This window comes from Sphaerisporangium rhizosphaerae (assembly GCF_042665155.1).
Taxonomy (GTDB): domain Bacteria; phylum Actinomycetota; class Actinomycetes; order Streptosporangiales; family Streptosporangiaceae; genus Sphaerisporangium; species Sphaerisporangium rhizosphaerae.
This window is the reverse complement of the sequence record NZ_JBHTCG010000041.1, coordinates 24,187-39,085: the sequence shown is the minus strand read 5'-3', so window position 1 is coordinate 39,085 and position 14,899 is coordinate 24,187. Positions and strand designations below refer to the sequence as shown.

Here is a 14,899-nt window from a genome sequence, read left to right as displayed (position 1 = left end):
ACAGTAATCCAAGAGCGGGTCACCCGGAAGCACCGGCCAGACCGAAGTGCTGTTTAACGACCCCGTAACGGCCCTTGACGGAGCCGTATCGGTTTTCTCACTCTGTGAACGTTCACAGACATGTGGGCATCCGAATCTCGGACTTGGAGCTACGCATGGGTACACGACGGCTCTCGGCGGTGGCGGCGGTCGCGCTCGCCGCCGCGCTCGCCGCGGGATGCTCCGGAGGGACGGCCGGCGAGACCGGATCCCCCACCGCGTCGTCCGGCGCAACGGGCCGGCCGGCCCAGCCGGTCAAGCTGACCTACTGGACCTGGGTCCCGAACATGGACAAGATCGTCCAGGCCTGGAACGCCGCCCACCCCGACATCCAGGTCACGGTGAGCAAGCAGGCCGGCGGGGACGACGCGGCGGCCAAGTTCCTCACCGCCGCCAAGGCCGGCAACCCGCCGGACCTGGTGCAGGCCGAGTACCAGATGCTGCCCTCCTTCGTGGCCGCCGACGCCGTGGCCGACATCAAGGCCGAGGCCGAGCCCGCGAAGGCCGCGTTCGGCGACGGCCTGTGGGGGCTGGTCACCCTGGGCACCGACGCGGTCTACGCCATCCCGCAGGACAGCGGGCCCATGATGCTCTACTACCGCGAGGACCTGTTCGCCAAGTACGGCCTGAAGGTGCCCACCACCTGGGAGGAGTACGCCGAGGCGGCCCGCGCCGTGCACAAGAGGAACCCCAAGGTGCTGCTCGGCACCTTCTCCAGCAAGGACCCGGGCTCGTTCGCGGGACTGGCCCAGCAGGCGGGCGCCCAGTGGTGGTCCATCGCCGGGGAGTCCTGGAAGGTGAACATCGCCGACGAGGCCACCCTGAAGGTCGCCGACTACTGGGGCGGCCTGGTCAAAGAGGGCGTGATCGGCGACAAGCCGTACTTCACCCCCGAGTGGAACAAGGCGCTCAACGACGGCACGCTGCTCACCTGGCCGTCGGCCGTCTGGGGTCCAGGGGTGCTGTCCAGCAACGCCCCCGACGGCAAGGGCAAGTGGGCGATCGCGCCGCTGCCGCAGTGGAGCGCCGGCGAGCGGCACACCGGGTTCTGGGGCGGCTCCTCCACCGCCGTCGCCGAGAAGTCGCCCAGCAAGGCGGCGGCCGTGCGGTTCGCCACCTGGCTCAACACCGACCCGGCGGCCCTGGCACTGCTGGTGGAGCAGGGCGCGGTCTACCCGGCCGCCACCAAGGGGCAGGCGTCCCTGACCAAGGCTCCCGAGTACTTCGGCAACCAGCCCGACTTCTGGAAGACGGCCGCCGCGATCAGCGCCACCGCGCGCGGCTTCACCTTCGGGCCGGACGTCAACGTCACCTACAGCGCCTTCAAGGACGCCTTCGACAAGGCCGTCCAGGACGGATCCGCGTTCTCCGGTGCCGTGCGCACGATGCAGGACGCGACCGTCGCCGACATGCGCAAGTCCGGGTTCCAGATCGCCCCATGAGCCCCCGGCGGACGGCAGGCGCCCGCACCCACCGTGCGGGCGCCGCGCCCTACCTGTTCCTGGCCCCGGCGATGGTGCTGTTCGTGCTGTTCATGGCGCTGCCCATCGCCTACACCGTCTATCTCAGCCTGCACCGGACCAAGGTCTCGGGGCTCGGGCTCGGCAGGGGCGCCAAGAAGGAGATCTTCGCGGGTCTGGAGAACTACGCCTCCGCGCTGGGCGACGGCGAGCTGTGGGCCGGGTGGGCCCGCGTGCTGGTGTACGGCGCGCTGGTGCTGGTGGTGATGCTCGGGCTGGCGCTGGTCTTCGCGCTCCTGCTCGACTCGCTGCACGTCCGCTTCGCCCGCTTCTCCCGCGTCGCGATCTTCCTGCCGTACGCGGTGCCGGGGGTGGCGGCGTCGCTGCTGTGGGGCTTCCTCTATCTGCCGAGCCTCAGCCCGGTCAACGACGCGCTGTCGGCGCTCGGGGCCGAGGTGAACCTCCTCGGGGCGGGCACCGTCACCTTCTCCATGGCCAACATCGCCGTGTGGGGCGGCGTCGGGTTCAACATGCTGGTGCTGTACACGACGCTGCGGGCCGTGCCGCGCGAGTTCTACGAGGCCGCCCGCATCGACGGCGCGAGCGAGACCCAGATCGCCCTGCGGATCAAGATGCCCATCCTGACCCCCGCCATCGTCCTCACCACCGTGTTCTCGGTCATCGCCACCGCCCAGGTGTTCACCGAGCCGATGACGCTGCGCCCGCTGACCAACACCATCAGCACGACCTGGAGCCCGCTCATGAAGGTCTACCGGGACGCCTTCGTCACCGGCGACCTGTACTCGGCCGCGGCCACCGCCGTGGTCATCGCCGCCATCTCGGTGGTGCTCTCGTTCGGGTTCCTGCGCCTGGTGCGCGACCGCGCCTTCAGGGAGGGCTCATGACACCGGCCACCGCCGCCGTGCCCGCCGGCAGGAGGGCCGCCTCCGGCCGGCGCCGCGGGCCGCTCGGCGCCGTGCCGACGGCCGTGCTGGTGCTCGGCGCGCTGTACTGCCTGTTCCCGGTGGGCTGGGTGGTGATCGCCGCCGGCAAGTCCACGGCCGAGCTGTTCTCCACCTCGACGCTCGCGCCGGGCACCGGCCTGCTGTCCAACCTGGCCGACCTGGCCGCCTACCGCGACGGGGTGTTCTGGCTGTGGATGCTGAACACCGTCCTGTACGCCGGCGCCGGCGCGCTGCTGTCCACCGCGGTGTCGGCCGTCTCGGGGTACGCGCTGGCGAAGTTCCGCTTCCCCGGCCGCGACCTGGCGTTCAACCTGCTGCTCGGCGGCATCCTGGTGCCCGTGGTCGTGCTGGCCGTCCCGCAGTACCTGCTGCTGTCCAAGGCCGGGCTGGCCGACACCTACTGGTCGGTGCTGCTGCCGCAGATCCTCAGCCCCTACGGCGTCTACCTGGCCCGCGTCTACGCCGCCGCGGCGATCCCGGACGCGCTGCTGGAGGCCGGGCGTATCGACGGCGCCACCGAGGGACGGCTCGCCCGCGACGTCGCCCTGCCGCTGATGCTGCCCGCGATGGTCACCATCTTCCTGTTCCAGTTCGTCGCCATCTGGAACAACTTCCTGCTGCCGTTCATCATGCTCGGCGACGACCACAGGTTCCCGATGACGGTGGGCCTGTACACGATGCTCGCCGCCGGGGCCAACCAGCCGTCCCTGTACAACCTGATCATCACGGGCACGCTGCTGTCGATCATTCCGCTGGTCGCGTTGTTCCTGACCATGCAGCGGTACTGGCGGACCGACCTGTCCAGCGGCGCCGTGAAAAACTGATGCGCGTGTCCAGAAGACGTCCCACCATCCACGACGTGGCCGCCGCGGCGGGCATCTCGCGCGGCACCGTCTCGCGCGTGCTCAACGGCGACCGGTACGTGAGCACGGCGGCCCGCGCCGCGATCGAGCGGGCCATCGCCGAGACGGGCTACGTGGTCAACCGCAACGCCCGCAGCCTGGTCACGCAGCGCACCGGTTCGGTGGCCCTGGTGCTGTCGGAGCCCCAGGAGAAGCTGTTCGAGGATCCGAACTTCAGCGTCATGCTGCGCACCGCCACCCAGCGGCTCGCGCAGCGGGACGTGTGCGTCGTGCTGATGATCGCCGGGGACGCGGGCGACCGCGAGCGGGTGGTGCGCTACCTGCGCGGCGGGCACGCCGACGGCGTCCTGCTGTTCTCCACGCACGCCGGCGACCCGCTGCTGGACGCGCTGGAGCGCTCCGGGGTGCCCGCCGTGGCCTGCGGCGCCGTCCTCGGCCGTGAGACCGTCATTCCCTATGCGGCCGCCGACGACCGCGAAGGGGCGCGGCAGATGACCCGTTACCTCGCCGGCCAGGGCCGCAGGCGCATCGCCACGATCACCGGGCCGCTCGACACGCCCGGCGGCCTGCGCCGGCTGGAGGGCTTCGCGGACGTCCTCGGCAGGCGGGCGACCAAGAAGCTCATCGCCCACGGCGACTACACCCGCCGCGGCGGCGAGCTGGCGATGGCCGAGCTGCTCGAACGCTCGCCCGCCATCGACGCGGTGTTCGTCGGGTCCGACCTGATGGCGGCCGGGGCGCTCGCCGCGTTGCGCGCCGCCGGGCGGCGGGTCCCCGAGGACGTCGCGGTCGGCGGGTTCGACGACTCGGCCGTCGCCGTGTCCACCCACCCGCCGCTGACCACGATCCGCCAGCCTCTCGAACAGGTGGCGAAGGAGACCGTCCGCCTCCTGCTGGACCTGGTGGACGGCGCCGAGAGCGTCGAACCGGTGATCCTGCCCACCGAGCTGGTGATCCGCGAGTCCGCCTGACAGCCGGGCAGGGCGCCTCGGCGAGGGCCGTCCGCGAGCGAAGGCACCGCCCCGTACGGCGCGCCGGAGCGGCGCCGGGCGGGCCGCCTCGCCGGACGTCGCGCGGGGTCAGGCGGAGGGCAGGGGGCGGACCATGACGCCGATGAACTGGTCGTCTCGTACGAAACCGAAGTCGCGGGAATCCCAGCTGGTGTCCGGGTTGTCGCCCAGCACGACCAGGGCGCGCGGAGGCACGACGGCGCCGGGCACATCGCGGAGGGCCGGGAACGCCCGTCTCGGCACGGGGTCGCCGGCCACCGCGACCACCCGTTTGACGAGCAGATGCCAGCCGGGGTCGGATCTCTCCGGCACCTTGTCCGCGTCCCCGGGGTCCAGGCCCGGCGGCAGGCCGTCCACGGCCGGAGGGTTGGGGATCTTGACGACCACGATCTGCCCGGCGCGGACCTGCCTGGTCCTGCGGACGAGCAGCCTGTCGCCGGAGCGCAGGGTGGGTTCCATGCTGGGCCCCTCGACGGTGGCGACCAGGTAGCGCCGGCGGATCCACCACAGCGACATCCCCAGCGCCAGCAGTCCGGACGCCGGAACCAGGAGCTTGCCGATCTTCACTGCGCCTCCTGGTATCCCGCGGCCTGGAGCCGGAACAGGCGGGCGTAGTGGCCGTCCGCGGCGAGCAGCACCTCGTGCGGTCCCCGTTCGGCGATCCGCCCGTCGTGGAGCACGGCGATGAGGTCGGCGTCCCGCACGGCGCTCAGCCGGTGGGAGATCAGCAGGCTCGTGCGGCCCGCCCGGTGCTCCCGGATGCCGGCGTGGACCTCGTGCTCGGCCTCGGGGTCCAGACCGGAGCTGGGCTCGTCCAGGATCATCAGGTCCCTGCCGTCACGGACCAGGGCTCTGGCCAGCGCGAGGCGTTGCCACTGCCCGCCGGACAGCACCACTCCCGTCTCCGGATCCCCCTTGTCGGCCTCGGAGAAGAAGACGCGGGTGAGCAGCGTGTCGTAGCCGCGCGGCAGGCCCGAGAGCGTCTGGTGCACCCCCGCCCGGACGGCCGCCTCCTCGATCCGGGCCGGGTCCTCCAAGGCGGGCAGGTGGCCGAGCCCGATGTTCTCGGCGGCGGACATGTCGTAGTTCATGTGGTCCTGGAACACGGCGCTGATCCGCTCCCGGAGATCGGCGGGCGGGATGTCCCGCAGATCGACGCCGTCCCACAGGATCCGGCCGCGGGTCGGGTCGTACATCCGCGACAGCAACCTGATGAGGGTGCTCTTGCCGGCGCCGTTCAGCCCCACGAGGGCGACCGACCGCCCGTGCGGGATCGTCAGGTCGACCCCGCGCAGCACCCAAGGGTGGTCGTCGCTGTAGCGGAACCAGACGTCCCGCAGTTCGATGCCCTGGCACAGCGCGGGGGCCGTGCCCCGGTCCGCGCTGGGCAGGTCCGGCTCGGCCCTGATCACCGCCACGTAGTGGGAGAAGGTGAGGAGCCGCTGGTGGACGGACGCCAGGGACGAGACGAGCGTGTCGAGCGCGGCCTGCACCCCTGCGACGGCCGCGACGAACATGGCGACGTCGCCGACGCTGAGGGAGCCCCGGCGGGCCGCCGTGACCGCCCACCACAGGCCGGCGCCCGCGACCGCCGCGCTCAGCGTGGTGAGGCCCCCCTGGGTGACCAGCTCCCGGCGGTCCATCCGCGCTTCGGCGACGTCGGCCCTGCGCCGCTCGGCCATCATCCGGGCGCGCAGGAACGCGCCGATGCCGAACAGCCGGATCTCCGTGGCGGCCTGGACGCCGGTGAGCAGCCGGGAGTAGAAGAACTCGCGGCGGTGGATCCGCTCGATGTCCCATTGCATGGTGGCCCGCCTGCGCGACAGCAGCAGTTCGGCGATGAGGGCCGGGACGGCGGCCAGCAGCACCAGCGCGGTCATGGCGGGACTGAGGATCAGCAGGGAGGCGACGAACCCGGCGAGCGACAGCACGCCGTTCAAAGTGCCGCAGACTCCGCTGACGAGGTCGCCGGTGGTTCCGGCGCCCTCCTGCGCGAGCCGCAGCCGGTCGAGGAACACCGGATCCTCGAAGCGCCGCAGGCCGACCTGCCGTTCGGCCGCCGCGAACAGCCGGTCGATCGCGTCGGCGCGCGCGAGGCGTCCGGTCTGGGCGCGCAGGTAGCGGCCGATCCCGGGGAGGGCGGCGGCGGCCAGCCCGGCCGCCGCCAGCCCGGCCGCGAGGCCCGCGACCGCGCCGCCGGGAGTGGTCAGCCGGTCGATGACCGTCTTGGTCAGCCACGCCGTGGCGATCGGGGCCGCCGCCTCGGCGAGCGTCAGGAAGCCGTAGCCGGCGACCCCTCCCGGCGCCGCCCGCCAGGTCAGCGCCATGGCCTCCACGGCGGCCGGGGCCAGTTCGCGGGTCCCGGTCCGCCGGCTCGCGCCGGGATCGCTCATGCGGTCGAGGCGAGGGGAAGGTCCTCCAGGCGTCCGCCGGCGGCGACGACGTGGTGATCGGAGCCGAGCAGGTAGAGCGCGGGGGTCCACGTGTTCTGGAACGCGCCCGCCACCGGGCCGTCGAAGTCCTCCACGATCACGCGGGCCACCGGCGCGAGCGCTTCGACCGCCTGCGCGTCGTCCCCGCCGACCACCGCCAGCACGTTCTCCCGCCCGAGGGCGCGGGCGTGCTCGGTGAAGCGGGGAAGCAGCTTGTGGCAGGGCTCGCATCCGGCGGAGAAGAACCCCACCAGACCGGTGACCGTGTCGTGGGACACCGGTTCGCCGTCGATGGTCACGGCGGCGAACGCGCCGATGGGCGAGCCGGGCCCCAGGACGAGGGGAGGCCCGGCGTGCTGGACGCCTCCCCCGCCGGTCCGCCGCATCTGACGGACGAGGCCGAGGGTGAGGATCAGGTTGAGCACGCACAGCACGCCGATGAGCACGACGGCGGCGGTCAGGTAGGGCATCAGGCGTTCCTCGCGAAGAGATCGGCGATGTCGTCGAGGGAGGCGATCAGGAGCGCCCCGATGAGTCCCGCCGCACCTGCGATGACCGCCCCGGCGAGGGCGGGCGCGCCGCCCGGCGACAGCCCGCCGAGGACGGCCGCGGTGATCAGCAGGCCGTTGCGCACCAGGTGCCGGGGGCCGAGGGGGGCCGCGGACGCACCGAAGCAGCGGCAGGGGGCGGTCTGCCCCCGTCCCAGCGCGCGGGCGATCGCCACGGTGAACGCGACGAGCAGGGCGCAGGCCAGCGCGAGGCCGTAGGAGGTGGTCGGCGGCACCGCGACCATGATCGGGACCAGCGCCTCCAGCACGACGACCGCCATCGCCAGCGGCCGCAGGAGTTCACGCCGGGCAGGGACGAGCGCGGGCAGGGAACGGCGGAATCCCTCCAGATCCCGCAGCTTCGACACCGCGCTCATCGCGAAGACCAGTGCGACCAGGCAGGCGCATCCGATCCGTACGTACTCCATCCACGCACCTCCACCGCCATGGCGGGCGGCGGCGGCCGGCCGCCGCCCGCGGACGCTTATCGCGGCGACGTCAGCAGGTGCCGACCCTGACCGTCGTGCACCCCTCGTTCAGGCAGCACTGGCGAAGGTACCTGACCCCACCCGAGCAGTAGTAGTAGTTGCTGCACCCGGCCTCCACGGTCACCTTGTGGGCGACACGCGTCAGCAGACGGTCGACGAGACCCAGCATGATGTCTCCTCTCCGGCCCCGAGGGGCGAGATGATGGTGATCACGATGATCCGGTCTTCCGAATTACGGCGCAACGGTCGAGATCATTTTCATGAACGGTGCACAGGATGTCCAGGTTCGCCCGTTTTTGGCCATCAGATATCCCGCCGACGGAAGGGCCGGAACCCGGTCACCGGTTGGACACCGGCGTTCCGGCCCGGCACGGCCGCCCGGGTATCCCGTGTCCCGGCGGCAGGGCATGCCCCCTGGGCGGCCCGATGAGACGATCATGGGAGGATCGCATAATGCGCTATATCATCATCGGCGCCGGTGCGGTCGGCGGGACGATCGGCGGCCGGCTCGCGGAGAACGGGCACGACGTCGTCCTGGTCGCACGGGGCGCCCACCTGGAAGCCCTCCGCCGGGACGGCCTGCGCCTGATCTCCCCGCACGGCGCGGCGACCGTCGCGGTCACCGCCGCCGGTGGGCCCGAGGAACTCGACCTGCGCGAGGACGACGTGCTCGTGCTCGCCGTCAAGACCCAGGACACCGCCGCGATCCTGCAGGAGTGGGCGCCGCGCCCGGTCGCCGGCGGCGGCGCGGCGGCCGACGCGCTGCCCCTGGTCTGCGCCCAGAACGCCGTCGAGAACGAGCGGATCGCGCTGCGCCTGTTCCGCCGCGTCTACGGCATGTGCGTGTGGCTGCCGGCGCTGCACCTGGAACCCGGCACGGTCGTCTCCCACGGGGCGCCGCTGTCGGGGATGCTCACCCTCGGCCGCTACCCCCGCGGCGCCGACGAGACGGCCGAGCGCATCGCCGCCGACCTGCGCGGCAGCATGTTCGCCGCCCCGGTGGACCAGAACGTCATGCGCTGGAAGTACGCCAAGCTGCTCGGCAACCTCGGCAACGCCCACCAGGCGATCTGCGGCCCGGTTCCCGGCTCGCAGCCGCTGATGGAACGCCTGCTGGCCGAGGGCAGGGCCGTGCTCGACGCGGCCGGCATCGCCTACACCCCTCCCGAGGAGGAACGCCGCACCCGCGGCGACCAGGTCAACGAGACGGCGGTCGACGGGGCGGACCGGCCGGGCGGCTCGTCGTGGCAGAGCCTGGCCAAGGGCAGCGGCTCGATCGAGGCCGACTACCTCAACGGCGAGATCGTGCTGCTCGGCCGGCTGCACGGCGTGCCCACCCCGGCCAACGAGACGGTGCGCAGGGTCGCCGGCGAGTTCGCCCGCGAGCACCGGCCACCCGGTTCGATGACCATCTCCGCCCTGCTCAAGCTCGTCGAGGAGGAGGCCGCGGCCCCGCCGCTCATGTGACGGCCGGTCCAGCGGGCCGGTCGCCTAGGCTGCTGGTATGTATCGGGGAAGGATCGGCGGGCTGTACCGCTGGCCGGTGAAGTCGCTGCGCGGCGAGCGGGTCGCCGCCGCCCTGCTGGACGCCCGCGGGATGGCGGGCGACCGCGCGTACGCGCTCGTCGACGAGCGTCCCGAACGCGCGGGCACGCGGCTGACCGTGCGCCAGATCCCGCGGATGCTCGACTGGGAGGCCGCCTACCCGGCGACCTGTGACGGCTCTCCGGAACCTCCAGGGCCGCCGGTGCTGTACTCGGCGAGCGGTGCGGCCTGGGCGTGGGACGACCCCGACCTGCCCGCCGCGCTGGCGGACGCCTTGGAGATGCCGGTGTCGCTGCGCGCGGCCGACGGGCAACAGGACCGCGGGCCGACGCTGCTGGTGACCTTCGAGGCCTCACGCCATGCCCTCGAGGTGGAGATGGGCGCCCCGGTGGAGATCGAACGCTTCCGTCCCAACCTGCACCTGGAGCTCGACGCCCCGGCCTTCGCCGAGGAGTCCTTCAGCGGCGCGGTCACGATCGCCGTCGGCGACGTCGTCCTCGGCACGACCGGCCGGCACACCGGGCCGTGCGTCAGGTGCGCGGTGCCGAGCTGGGATCCGCACGGGCGCGAGCGGTGGCCGGAGCTGCAGAAGCACTTGATCTCCGGCCACGACAACACGTTCGGCCTGATCATGCGGGTGGTACGCCCCGGCGCCGTCCAGGTCGGCGATCCGGTGACCGTGTCGCTCGAGGCACCCGCGGCGGACCACCACACCGGGTGAGAAGCCGAACCGCGTTCGGCGTCCGTGAGCGGTCACCGAACCGGGCAACGCCCCCAGAGGCGGTCAGAACGCCGGGCGGGGGCCGCCGGCGCCGAAGTGGGTCTCGTGGTCCCACAGGTGGGTGCAGCCCGGGCACTGCACGTGCAAGACGCTCCCCGTGGTGCTGAGCAGGTAGCGCCAGTGGTCGCGGCAGTTGCGGCCCGAGCCGCAGTCGGCGCAGTGCCGGTCGTCGCGGCATCGGGGGCAGGGGATCCAGGCGCGGCGGCCGATGTCGGCGTCGGGGTCAATCGGCAGCACGGCCGGCCTTCCGCCGCGGGAGCACCCCGGCGGCCACGAGCATGTCGTAGGTCTGCGACTGCCGCGCGTCCAGGCCCGAGTAGAGCAGATCGTAGGCCTCCCGCTCGCCCCGCATCGCCTCCAGCGGATCCCAGTCCGGGCCGAGCGCGGCGACCACCTCGGCGCGGCGGCGTACTTCGTGGAGCGAGAGGTCCATCTCGAAGAGGATGGGCGGATGACCGGTGTCGTGGCTCATGACGCGACTTCCCGTGGGCGACCGATGACAAGACATTTGTCCGTTTCAATACCATATGTCGCCTTTGGGGGTGATGCTAGCTCCTTTGCGTTGCCACGGCGTGACGCTCCTCACGCCACCGCGTGACCGGCCCCCGACGGGGACGGCGGGAACTGCGGGGACGGCGGAGCTCAGACCGGGCCGGCGGAGCCGTCCTGGGCCGCCAGGGAGTGGTCGATCGTCGTGAGGTACACGGACTTTCCGGGCCCGAGCGCCTCGCCGGCGATGCGCGCCAGCACGCGATGCGACAGAGAGGTCAGCATCAGCGTCTCTTCGGGGGTGAGCAGGTCGATGAACAGCCCGCGGACGACCTCGACGTACCCGGGCACCGCGGCCGCGATGGCGCCCGCGCCCTCCTCGGTCAGCCTGATGATCGTGCCGCGCGCGTCACCGGGGCAGTCTTCCCGGGCGAGCAGGCCCCGCTTCTCCATGCGCCGGAGCTGGTGGGAGAGCCTGCTGCGGTCCCAGTCGATCTTCAGGCGCAGCTCGCGGGCGCGCAGCCGCCGATCGGGGGCCTCCATCAGCGGCAGCAGCAGCTCGAAGTCGGCGGTCGAGAGGCCGGCCTCGGTGAGCCGGCGCTCGATCGCGGCGTCCAGCCGGTGACGCATGTCGCCGAAGGCCCGCCACATGAGCTGTTCCCGCTCGTCCAGCCACCCCTCACGCGTCACATCGCCGATCCTACCGACCACCGCCCCGCTCGCGTCCCGGACGGCCGGGCCGTCCCGCGGCCGCGCGCACCGAGCGGGATCGGGCGCGCATGCGGCCCGCTCGTCGGCACGGCCGTGTACGCGGGCGCGCCGAGGGCAGCAGGAACGGGGGCGGCGGCGTATGGGCGAGGGCGATCGGGAACACCGGGGAACACCGGGAAACACCGAGGGACATCGGGGAACATCGGGAACTCGGTGGCCGCGCCGGTAGTTGGACGTCCTAGAATTTATTAGGACGTCCTAGTAACTTGCCTGAGGAGATCCGGTGCACGTACCTGCCAACCCCGTGCGCGTGGTGACCGCTGCCGCGCTGTTCGACGGGCACGACGCCGCCATCAACATCATGCGCCGCATCCTGCAGTCCCAGGGCGCCGAGGTCGTCCACCTCGGTCACGACCGCTCGGTGCAGGAGATCGTCACCGCGGCCGTCCAGGAGGACGCCCAGGGCGTGGCGGTCAGCTCCTACCAGGGCGGCCACGTCGAGTTCTTCACCTACCTCGTGGAGCTGCTGCGCGAGCGGGGCGCCGGGCACGTCAAGGTGTACGGAGGCGGCGGCGGGGTGATCGTGCCCGAGGAGATCGCCCTGCTGGAGAGCCGCGGCGTGACCAAGATCTTCTCCCCCGAGGACGGCCAGCGGCTCGGCCTCGCCGGCATGATCAACACGCTGGTCGAGGCGTGCGACGTCGACCTCGCGGCCGACGGCGAGCCGCCCTCGGTGCTCGGCGGCGACCAGCGGGCCGTGGCCCGCGCGATCACCTACGTCGAGGCCGGTAAGGCCGGCGCGTCCTACCTGCAGGCGCTGCGCGAGGCGGGCGCGGCCCGCCGGGTGCCGGTGCTCGGCATCACCGGGACCGGCGGGTCGGGCAAGTCCTCCCTCACCGACGAGCTGGTCCGCCGGGTGCGCGCCGACTACGAGGACAAGCTGCGCGTCGCCGTCATCGCGGTGGACCCCACCCGGCGCAGGGGCGGCGGCGCCCTGCTGGGCGACCGCATCCGCATGAACAGCCTGGGCGGCGACCGGGTGTTCTTCCGCTCGATGGCCACCCGCGGCTCCCACGAGCTTCCCGATCACCTGAACGACGTGATCGCCGTCTGCCAGGCCGCCGGGTTCGACCTGGTGATCGTCGAGACGCCCGGCATCGGGCAGGGCGACGCCGCCATCGTCCCCTTCAGTGACGTGTCGCTGTACGTCATGACCCCGGAGTTCGGCGCGAGCTCCCAGCTCGAGAAGATCGACATGCTGGACTTCGCCGACGTGGTCGCGATCAACAAGTTCGACCGGCGCGGCGCGCAGGACGCGCTGCGCGACGTGCGCCGCCAGCTCGTGCGCAACCGCCAGGCCTTCGGCGCCTCCCCCGAGGAGATGCCCGTCTACGGCACCGTCGCCTCGCGCTTCAACGACGACGGCGTCACCGCGCTCTACCACCGGCTGCGCGACCTGCTCGCCGAGCGCGGCCTGCCCGACAGCTTCGGGCTGCTGCCGAGGACCCCGGTCACCACCTCCAGCCTGGCCTCGGCCATCGTGCCCCCCTCCCGGGCCCGCTACCTGGCCGAGATCGCCGACACCGTGCGCGAGTACCACCGCCGCACCCGGGTGGAGGCCGAGGCGGCGCGACGCCGCCAGCAACTGCGCCAGGTGCGCGAGCTGCTGGCCGCAGAGGGCGGCGACGCCGCGTCGCTGGACAAGCTGGACGCGCTGGGCGACCGGGCCGAGCAGGAGCTGTCGCCCGGCAGCCGCGCCCTGCTGGAGGACTGGCCGCGGACCGTGGCCGCCTACTCCGCCGACGAACTGGTGGTCACCGTCCGCGGCAAGGAGCAGCACACGCCGCTGTGGCGCACCACGCTCTCGGGCAGCCGCGTGCCGCGCGTGGCCCTGCCGCGCCACACCGACCACGGCGAGCTGCTGCGCTTCCTGCGCGCCGAGAACCTGCCCGGCCGCTTCCCCTTCACCGCCGGGGTGTTCCCGTTCAAGCGGGCCGACGAGGACCCGATCCGCATGTTCGCCGGCGAGGGCGACCCGTTCCGCACCAACCGGCGCTTCAAGCTGCTGTCGCAGGGCCAGCCCGCCGTGCGGCTGTCCACCGCGTTCGACTCGGTGACCCTGTACGGCAACGACCCGGCCGAGCGCCCGGACGTGTACGGCAAGGTGGGCACCTCCGGGGTGTCGATCGCCACGCTGGAGGACATGAAGGCGCTGTACGACGGCTTCGACCTGTCCTCGCCGGCCACCTCGGTGTCGATGACCATCAACGGGCCGGCCCCGACCATCCTGGCGTTCTTCCTGCACACCGCGGCCGACCAGGCGCTGGACCGCTTCCGCGCCGACAACGGCCGCGAGCCCACCGCCGAGGAGGCGGCCCGCGTGCGCGCCGCGACGCTGTCCACGGTGCGCGGCACCGTGCAGGCCGACATCCTCAAGGAGGACCAGGGGCAGAACACCTGCATCTTCTCCACCGACTTCTCGCTGCGGATGATGGCCGACGTGCAGGAATGGTTCATCGCCAACGACGTGCGCAACTTCTACTCGGTGTCGATCTCGGGCTACCACATCGCCGAGGCGGGGGCGAACCCGATCACCCAGCTGGCCTTCACCCTGGCCAACGGGTTCACCTACGTGGAGGCATACCTGGCCCGGGGCATGGCGATCGACGACTTCGCGCCGAGCCTGTCGTTCTTCTTCTCCAACGGCATGGACCCCGAGTACAGCGTGCTCGGCCGGGTGGCGCGCCGGGTGTGGGCGGTGGCCATGCGCGACCGCTACGGCGCCGGCGAGCGCGCGCAGAAGCTCAAGTACCACATCCAGACCTCCGGGCGGTCGCTGCACGCCCAGGAGATGAACTTCAACGACATCCGCACCACCCTCCAGGCCCTGATCGCCATCTACGACAACTGCAACAGCCTGCACACCAACGCCTACGACGAGGCGGTCACCACCCCGAGCGCCGAGTCGGTGCGCCGCGCCATGGCCATCCAGATGATCATCAACCGCGAGTGGGGCCTGGCGGTGAACGAGAACCCGCTCCAGGGCGGCTTCGTCATCGACGACCTCACCGACCTGGTGGAGGAGGCGGTGCTGGCCGAGTTCGAACGGCTGTCGGAGCGCGGCGGCGTGCTCGGCGCGATGGAGACCGGCTACCAGCGCGGGCGCATCCAGGACGAGTCACTGCTGTACGAGACCCGCAAGCACGACGGCTCGCTGCCGATCATCGGGGTGAACACCTTCCGCAACCCCGACGGCGCGGTCGAGCACGGCTCGCTGGAGCTGGCCCGCGGCACCGAGGAGGAGAAGCACGGCCAGCTCGAGCGGCTGCGCGACTTCCAGCGGCGGAACGCGGCCGAGGCGCCCGAGGCGCTGCGGCGGCTGCGGGAGGCCGCCATGTCCGACGGCAACGCCTTCGCCGCGCTGATGGACGCCGCCCGCGTGTGCTCGCTCGGGCAGATCACCGAGGCGCTGTTCGAAGCGGGCGGCCAGTACCGGCGCAACGTCTGAGCCACATGTGAGCCCCATGTGAGCCCCATGTGAGCCCCATGTGAGCCACGCCTGAGCCGC

General features: G+C 72.2%; 15 protein-coding genes. 7 read left to right on the top strand and 8 right to left on the bottom strand.

The genetic code is table 11. The annotated features are described in order from the left end of the window. Positions 1–155: 155 nt before the first annotated feature. Genes ACFQSB_RS35865 through ACFQSB_RS35850 form a run of 4 tightly spaced genes read left to right on the top strand, consistent with a single transcriptional unit; the run spans position 156 to position 4,298 of the window. A complete protein-coding gene (locus ACFQSB_RS35865; protein WP_380831417.1) occupies positions 156–1,481 on the top strand; it encodes an ABC transporter substrate-binding protein in 1,326 nt (441 codons plus the stop codon). Further along, positions 1,478–2,404, top strand: coding sequence for a carbohydrate ABC transporter permease (locus ACFQSB_RS35860; RefSeq protein ID WP_380831415.1), 927 nt, complete (start codon positions 1,478–1,480; stop codon positions 2,402–2,404). Before ACFQSB_RS35865 ends, ACFQSB_RS35860 begins: the two co-directional genes overlap by 4 nt. Further along, complete coding sequence (locus ACFQSB_RS35855) at positions 2,401–3,288, top strand: carbohydrate ABC transporter permease (RefSeq protein WP_380831413.1); 888 nt, start codon at positions 2,401–2,403, stop codon at positions 3,286–3,288. The genes ACFQSB_RS35860 and ACFQSB_RS35855 overlap by 4 nt, the downstream gene beginning before the upstream one ends. A gap of 5 nt (positions 3,289–3,293) precedes the next feature. Next, on the top strand, positions 3,294–4,298 hold the full coding sequence (locus tag ACFQSB_RS35850) for a LacI family DNA-binding transcriptional regulator (protein WP_354846664.1): 1,005 nt from the start codon (positions 3,294–3,296) through the stop codon (positions 4,296–4,298). A gap of 108 nt (positions 4,299–4,406) precedes the next feature. Here the strand turns inward: ACFQSB_RS35850 and ACFQSB_RS35845 are convergent, their stop codons facing one another. The 5 genes from ACFQSB_RS35845 to ACFQSB_RS35825 form a co-directional block, all read right to left on the bottom strand. After that, on the bottom strand, positions 4,407–4,904 hold the full coding sequence (locus ACFQSB_RS35845) for a S26 family signal peptidase (RefSeq protein ID WP_380831411.1): 498 nt from the start codon (positions 4,902–4,904) through the stop codon (positions 4,407–4,409). Next, positions 4,901–6,730 carry an ABC transporter ATP-binding protein gene (locus tag ACFQSB_RS35840; protein WP_380831409.1) on the bottom strand — a complete coding sequence of 610 codons (1,830 nt, stop codon included), beginning with the start codon at positions 6,728–6,730 and terminating at the stop codon, positions 4,901–4,903. Before ACFQSB_RS35840 ends, ACFQSB_RS35845 begins: the two co-directional genes overlap by 4 nt. After that, positions 6,727–7,239: a TlpA family protein disulfide reductase gene (locus ACFQSB_RS35835; protein WP_380831407.1), complete on the bottom strand. Its 513-nt coding sequence runs from the start codon at positions 7,237–7,239 to the stop codon at positions 6,727–6,729. The genes ACFQSB_RS35840 and ACFQSB_RS35835 overlap by 4 nt, the downstream gene beginning before the upstream one ends. Then, entirely contained in the window at positions 7,239–7,745 is a 507-nt protein-coding gene (locus ACFQSB_RS35830) for a MauE/DoxX family redox-associated membrane protein (protein WP_380831406.1), read from the bottom strand. Before ACFQSB_RS35830 ends, ACFQSB_RS35835 begins: the two co-directional genes overlap by 1 nt. 70 nt (positions 7,746–7,815) lie before the next feature. After that, the gene (locus tag ACFQSB_RS35825) at positions 7,816–7,974 is read right to left on the bottom strand and encodes a hypothetical protein (RefSeq protein ID WP_354920783.1); all 159 of its coding nucleotides are present in this window, start codon (positions 7,972–7,974) and stop codon (positions 7,816–7,818) included. Positions 7,975–8,258: 284 nt separating this feature from the next. Between ACFQSB_RS35825 and ACFQSB_RS35820 the strand changes: the two genes are divergently transcribed. After that, positions 8,259–9,272 (top strand): ketopantoate reductase family protein, encoded by a 1,014-nt coding sequence (locus ACFQSB_RS35820; protein ID WP_380831404.1) that lies wholly within the window; start codon positions 8,259–8,261, stop codon positions 9,270–9,272. Between the two features lie 37 nt (positions 9,273–9,309). Next, positions 9,310–10,071: an MOSC domain-containing protein gene (locus tag ACFQSB_RS35815; RefSeq protein ID WP_380831402.1), complete on the top strand. Its 762-nt coding sequence runs from the start codon at positions 9,310–9,312 to the stop codon at positions 10,069–10,071. A 63-nt stretch (positions 10,072–10,134) separates the two neighbouring features. Here ACFQSB_RS35815 and ACFQSB_RS35810 read toward each other — a convergent pair whose 3' ends face one another. From ACFQSB_RS35810 to ACFQSB_RS35800, 3 genes are all read right to left on the bottom strand, one after another. Further along, positions 10,135–10,368: a hypothetical protein gene (locus ACFQSB_RS35810; protein WP_354846688.1), complete on the bottom strand. Its 234-nt coding sequence runs from the start codon at positions 10,366–10,368 to the stop codon at positions 10,135–10,137. Then, positions 10,355–10,603: a DUF6400 family protein gene (locus ACFQSB_RS35805; protein WP_380831400.1), complete on the bottom strand. Its 249-nt coding sequence runs from the start codon at positions 10,601–10,603 to the stop codon at positions 10,355–10,357. The genes ACFQSB_RS35810 and ACFQSB_RS35805 overlap by 14 nt, the downstream gene beginning before the upstream one ends. A gap of 170 nt (positions 10,604–10,773) precedes the next feature. Beyond that, entirely contained in the window at positions 10,774–11,310 is a 537-nt protein-coding gene (locus tag ACFQSB_RS35800) for a MarR family winged helix-turn-helix transcriptional regulator (RefSeq protein ID WP_354846694.1), read from the bottom strand. Positions 11,311–11,614: 304 nt separating this feature from the next. Here ACFQSB_RS35800 and icmF point away from each other — a divergent pair, with 304 nt between their 5' ends. After that, positions 11,615–14,839 (top strand): fused isobutyryl-CoA mutase/GTPase IcmF, encoded by a 3,225-nt coding sequence (gene icmF / locus ACFQSB_RS35795; protein ID WP_380831398.1) that lies wholly within the window; start codon positions 11,615–11,617, stop codon positions 14,837–14,839. The last annotated feature ends 60 nt before the right edge of the window (positions 14,840–14,899 follow it).

Bases quoted from the DNA above. Each gene is read 5' to 3' on its own strand.
- ACFQSB_RS35855 (WP_380831413.1), top strand. From the start codon at position 2,401: ATGACACCGGCCACCGCCGCCGTGCCCGCCGGCAGGAGGGCCGCCTCC.
- ACFQSB_RS35820 (WP_380831404.1), top strand. From the start codon at position 8,259: ATGCGCTATATCATCATCGGCGCCGGTGCGGTCGGCGGGACGATCGGC.
- ACFQSB_RS35840 (WP_380831409.1), bottom strand. From the start codon at position 6,730: ATGAGCGATCCCGGCGCGAGCCGGCGGACCGGGACCCGCGAACTGGCC.
- ACFQSB_RS35860 (WP_380831415.1), top strand. From the start codon at position 1,478: ATGAGCCCCCGGCGGACGGCAGGCGCCCGCACCCACCGTGCGGGCGCC.
- ACFQSB_RS35805 (WP_380831400.1), bottom strand. From the start codon at position 10,603: ATGAGCCACGACACCGGTCATCCGCCCATCCTCTTCGAGATGGACCTC.
- ACFQSB_RS35815 (WP_380831402.1), top strand. From the start codon at position 9,310: ATGTATCGGGGAAGGATCGGCGGGCTGTACCGCTGGCCGGTGAAGTCG.
- ACFQSB_RS35865 (WP_380831417.1), top strand. From the start codon at position 156: ATGGGTACACGACGGCTCTCGGCGGTGGCGGCGGTCGCGCTCGCCGCC.
- ACFQSB_RS35825 (WP_354920783.1), bottom strand. From the start codon at position 7,974: ATGCTGGGTCTCGTCGACCGTCTGCTGACGCGTGTCGCCCACAAGGTG.
- ACFQSB_RS35835 (WP_380831407.1), bottom strand. From the start codon at position 7,239: ATGCCCTACCTGACCGCCGCCGTCGTGCTCATCGGCGTGCTGTGCGTG.
- ACFQSB_RS35830 (WP_380831406.1), bottom strand. From the start codon at position 7,745: ATGGAGTACGTACGGATCGGATGCGCCTGCCTGGTCGCACTGGTCTTC.